4 protein-coding genes are annotated in these 5,373 nt (G+C 55.7%); 2 read left to right on the plus strand and 2 right to left on the minus strand.

Annotation, left to right across the window (positions count from 1 at the left end):
• On the plus strand, nt 1–1,077 hold a 1,077-nt coding region (locus K5905_RS26735), incomplete at its 5' end, for a toprim domain-containing protein (protein ID WP_297589955.1).
• Between the two features lie 79 nt (nt 1,078–1,156).
• Here the strand turns inward: K5905_RS26735 and K5905_RS26740 are convergent.
• On the minus strand, nt 1,157–3,280 hold the full coding sequence (locus K5905_RS26740; protein WP_297589959.1) for an EAL domain-containing protein: 2,124 nt from the start codon (nt 3,278–3,280) through the stop codon (nt 1,157–1,159).
• A gap of 342 nt (nt 3,281–3,622) precedes the next feature.
• Between K5905_RS26740 and K5905_RS26745 the strand changes: the two genes are divergently transcribed.
• Nucleotides 3,623–4,039 (plus strand): septal ring lytic transglycosylase RlpA family protein, encoded by a 417-nt coding sequence (locus K5905_RS26745; protein ID WP_297589960.1) that lies wholly within the window; start codon nt 3,623–3,625, stop codon nt 4,037–4,039.
• A gap of 464 nt (nt 4,040–4,503) precedes the next feature.
• On the opposite strand, the gene K5905_RS26750 is transcribed toward K5905_RS26745, so the two are convergent.
• Nucleotides 4,504–5,373: LysR family transcriptional regulator (locus tag K5905_RS26750; protein WP_297589963.1), on the minus strand; the 870-nt coding region annotated here is incomplete at its 5' end.

The following is a 5,373-nucleotide window of genomic DNA, read 5'->3' on the forward strand; positions in this document are numbered from 1 at the left end:
GCTGTGCTGCCATTGCGAGGCAAGATCCTTAATGTGGAACGCGCCCGCTTCGACAAGATGCTGTCCTCAAACGAAATCGGCACGCTGATCACTGCACTCGGCACCGGGATCGGCAAAGAGGAATTCAACGTCGAAAAACTGCGCTACCACAAGATCATCATCATGACCGATGCGGATGTTGACGGCGCCCACATCCGAACCCTTTTGCTGACCTTCTTCTTCCGGCAGATGCCCGAACTGATTGAAAACGGCTATGTCTATATTGCTCAGCCGCCGCTTTACAAGGTGAAGCGCGGACAGTCCGAGCAATATCTGAAAGATCAGCTGGCTCTTGAAGACTATCTGATCTCGCAAGGTCTGGACGATGCTTCCCTTACTCTTGCCGGTGGCGAGGTTCGCATCGGTCAGGATTTGCACTCGGTCGTTGATACTGCCCGCAAGATCGCCGAGATTTTTGACGGTTTGCACTCGCGCTACAATCGCGATGTGGTTGAACAGGCGGCGATTGCCGGCGCTCTCACGGCCGAGATTCTGGAAGATCATTCCAAGGCGGAAGAGGCAGCTGCCTATATCGCCCGCCGCATGGACATTCTGGCGGACGAATTCGAGCGCGGCTGGACCGGAGAAGCACGCGAGGACGGTAGCCTCGTGTTCAAACGCACCGTGCGCGGTGTGGAAGAAGCAGCCACAATCGACGCCGCGCTTCTAGGCTCTGCCGACGCGCGCCGCCTGGCTGCACACGCCGACCATCTGCACGAAGTTTACGGCAAGGCCGCCGTACTTCGCCGCAAGGACGTTGCAACGGAAATCCGTGGCCCTCGAGCTTTGCTGCAACAGGTTTACGCTTACGGTCAAAAAGGGATATCCCTACAGCGCTATAAAGGTCTTGGCGAGATGAACCCGGAGCAGCTCTGGGAAACGACGCTCGATCCGAACGTCCGCTCACTGCTTCAGGTCAAGGTACGCGAAGCCGATGATGCCGACGACATCTTCACAAAGCTGATGGGAGACGAGGTCGACCCACGCCGCGAGTTCATTCAGGACAACGCACTCGCCGTGGCAAATCTCGATATCTGATGGCTACGATCTTCTAGCAAGCCCCAAAAGCGGCGGCTTCGCCGCTTTTTTTGCACCCGGGTTGGATCGGGCTCCAAATTCACGAAGGCCACGGCTCCGGATCGCCAAACAGGTGTCCCTGTGCCGCCTCGATATTGAGCGTCTGCAGCAGGTCTGCTTCCTCCGGGGTTTCAACGTGTTTGGCAATTACCTTGATGCCCAGTTCATGCGCGGCGCGGACAAGCCCGTTCAAAATGGCCGCCTTGGCCGGTTCCTCAACCACCTGCTGGGTCAGGTTGGCTTCCAGTTTCAGCCACTCCACCCGCAATCCCGTTAGCCGGGAAAGAACCGGCCAATGTCCGGCGAAATCATCAATGGCGGTCTGGCAGCCGAATTCGCTGACGAAATGGAAGAAGGATTCCACGGTTGCCGGCTCCCGGAGAAAGTCTCTTTCGGCAATTTCCAGACAGAGTTGCGAGGCCAGCAGCGGGTTGACGGACAGCCTGTGATAGAGCCCGTCCCTGAAGTTCGGATCCCGTGCCGATTCCGCCGAAACATTCATCGTCATGAGCGTGCGGACGGGGCTGCGTTCGGCCGCGTCCAGCACCTTGTCCAGTGCCCAGGAATCGACCTGGGCAATGAAACCGGACCGTTCGGCAGCAGAGATCCAGGCACGGGAGGACAGTCCTTTTGCGCGATCTCCTTGAAGGCGGAGCAACACTTCAGATCCGCAAATCTTGTTTCTTTTCAAGCACATGATAGGTGTTGCATAAAGAGCGAGCTCGTTCGTGCGGAAACTCCCCGGTTCAGGCAACTCAGCAGGCTCGGCGCCCAGGATCTGGCAATCGCAGGATTTCACGGTGTGAACCTGAACCGAATGACCGCCAAAACGCTTGCCACGCAGACACGCTCGATCCGCCTGACGAAGAATGCTTGCCGCATCGACATCGTCAATCTGCTCACCGCTACCAACAAAAGCCACCCCGATCGATCCACCAATGGTGAAGACCCGGTCACCGACTTCCAACCGGATCCGATCAAATCCCTCCTGGATCTTTTCGGCAATCTCCATGGCGGCGTCTTCGTCGGTGGCGGGCAACATGCCGGCAAATTCGTCGCCGCCGATACGAGCGACAGTACCGAATTCTCCCAAGGTAAGTCGCAGGCAGGCGGCAACACGCAAGAGCATGTCGTCACCGGCTTCGTGCCCCCCCAGGTCGTTCACCTTCTTGAATTCGTCCAGGTCGATATAGAAGACTGCGAGGCCGGTTTCCGTGTCGATTGCGAGACGGTCCAGTTCCCGTTCCAGCGCCTTGGTAAAGGCACGGCGGTTTTCCAGTCCCGTCAGGGGGTCCTTGTAGGCAAGCCTGCGGTTTTCTGCGATCTCCTTCGGGCAATCGACGTTCCGCCGGATGATCGCCATCGCGCTTTGGCACCCACCGGGCTGCCAGTTGCCATTTAAATGTTTGCCGATCTGCTTCCGATCAGCTTCACCGGCCGGCTTCGGCAGAGGAAAAATCCGGATCTCGCACATTTGGCCGTCGGAGTTTTCAGGGCTCTCTTTGCTGCCTCTTTCGGGAATGTAGATCGTTTGCGGAAGCTTTTCACCGATCTCGCCCAGCATCTCAACCAGACGCGCAGTCTCGAGCTTGCTGGTTGTAATTTCCAGTAACCTGACGGCTCTTTCCTCAAGGCTTTCATCGCCTTCGAATATCAGAACGTCGTCGGGAAAGTGCTCCAACACCCCATTTTCAAGTGCCGGACTCGCCAGCCTTACCGGTGCCTGTTTCGGTTCGTCGTCGGCACCGATCTCATCCTGTCCGGTTTCCTCCATGTCAAACTGCACCAGAACAGCCTGGCGCCGCCCGGTGAGCGAGACGAAGGATGTGCAGATCATGTGATGGCAAAAAGTCGCGCCTGACTTGAAGAAGATCGCACCGCTTGCCTGAGCCGGGACACCACTGAAGGCGGCAGACAGGACCACTTCACACCGCTTCCAGCTGGCATCCGACAGAAGATCCTTCAGGTTTTCGGGCACAGCCGTGGCGGAGCAGACGGTTGCCATGTGTTTGTTGTGAACCAGAACACTGCCATCCTTGGCCACATAGGCAGCTGCATGAGGCAGCACTTCCAGCAGCGACGTGTGAAAATCGGTGAGCGTTTTGCTGTCGGTACCACCGGGTTTCCCCCGCCGGTCATGTACTAACCGATGGCTGATTTGCACCAGACCGCCCTCTCAAAAAAATCATCGCAAATGGCGCAAACTCAAATACAACAACGCGCCGTCTTTATCTCGAAATTGGTACCACAATTTACCTTGTATTTTCGACGAAGCAAAACTTCCCACAGCTCTTAGAAATCTTATAGTTAACGTGTCGTTTAACTTATATTTTTGTATTTGATTAAAATTTTATATTTCCATTATCTCCGGCACACCTGCGCTTTCACTTCTTGCCACAATTTGATCACCATGGTGACGTAAGGGCCGCTTTGGAATGGCAGCTTTTTCAAAACGGCTGTCCATCGTGGTTTTTAGCGTCTGTGAGCAGGGTCAAAGGGGACCTCCATGATTGTTCTGAAAGTGCCATTTGGGAAATGGCGGCTCCTGGCCTGTGCGGCCACCCTTGTGCTGTTCGGCGCGCAACCGGCCGTGAGCGCCAACAGTTTCCAGCAATGCGGCAAAGCCTCCTGGTACAAATTGGGTGGCACGACCGCGAGTGGCGAACGGGCCAACCCTCATGGCCTGACCGCAGCACACCGGTCGCTGCCGTTCGGTACCATGGTCGAGGTGACCAACCTTTCCAACGGCAAGAGCGTGACGGTACGGATCAATGACAGGGGACCGTTTGCGAAAGGCCGCGTGATCGACGTCACCCTGGCCGCCGCGAAGGAACTCGAGTTTGTCGGGAAGGGTATTACGCGGGTGCGAGTTTCCGGAAAATCGGGGCAAATTGACGCAAAACATACGCAAAAATGCCGATAGCCGCCAGGCACACGTCCCAAAACCGGCATTGCCCGGAAGGGTTGCAGGAGCAACACATCCTGTATAACATATTGATTCTAATTCACTAAATTTCACGACTGAAAGTTTCAATTCTAACTCAGTATGAATAACGATCAGTCGCATTACAGTGAATCAAAAAATAAAATATTTTACGGTAATGACATTCGAGATGGATGCCGCTAGAGTTGCCGCCGTGGTCGATGGGGCCACGTGCACAGTAACTTTATTCGCGCAGTCTTACCGGCTGCGCGTTTTTTTTAAATAGCCTTAACAGTGCAGGAAACCGTTGGTTCGCAAGGCATTTGCGGAAACGTGTCTCGGCGGCATATTAAATCGTGGGCTGCAACAACGGTCACGATTCTTCGAGTACCAGTGCTTGAAGAGAACCATGCTGAATTCCGGGGACTGCCTGGGGCCAGACCACCCTCTGTTGAAATGGCAACTCAGACGATCAGGGTTTTCAGTTTGTCAACCAACCAGCGGGTAGCAGGACCTTTCAATCTCTCTTTTGGCGTGACAATCTCAACCGGCGGGCTCCAGGGCTTGTGATCGAAGCAGATGTTCATCCGGTGCAACCGTCCGTGCGCAATCATTTCTTCGGCCATATGTGCAGGCAGGTAACTCCAGCCCAGCCCTGCAAGAGCCAACTCGCAGATTGTGCGATAGTCATTGGCAAACCAGGCAAGCGTCGACATCTTGGGAAAGGCGTCCAGTCCGGTTTTCGACGCACCGCGCAGAAGCAGTTCCCGATACGGGATCAGATCGTTCATGGATATGTGCTTCCGTTCGGCCAGCGGATGGTCCTTGGCGCATACCGCATGAAACGGCAGATTGCCGATGAAACAAAGCTCCACCTCATTGTCGATTTCGGTCTCGGAGATTATGAGGCCGAGGTCGACCTCACCCGATTTGACATGGCCGAAAATATCGGGACTTGCCGCCGAAACAACGTCCAACGCGGTTGTCGGGTACCTGTCACTGAACAGATGAAAGATTTCGGTGAGGCGCGGCAGGCCCACAGCATTGTCCATCGCCAGGCGCACCTCCGCCTCCTCGCCCTTGCTAATGGATTGTGTCGCCGCGTCAAGATCATCAACCTGTCGCAGGATCGAGCGAGCAAACTCCAGTATCCGTGCACCCGGCTCCGTCAGGGTCGGCTTGCGGGTCGAGCGATCGAACAGGGTCACATTGAGATCCACCTCCAGAGCCGCAATTCCCTGACTGACTGCGGACTGAACCTTGCCGAGCTTGCGTGCGCAGGCAGAGAATGATCCGGCCTCCACCGTTTCCACAAACATCCTGAGATGCTCCAG

Source organism: Roseibium sp., assembly GCF_025698965.1.
In the GTDB taxonomy this organism is placed as follows: domain Bacteria; phylum Pseudomonadota; class Alphaproteobacteria; order Rhizobiales; family Stappiaceae; genus Roseibium.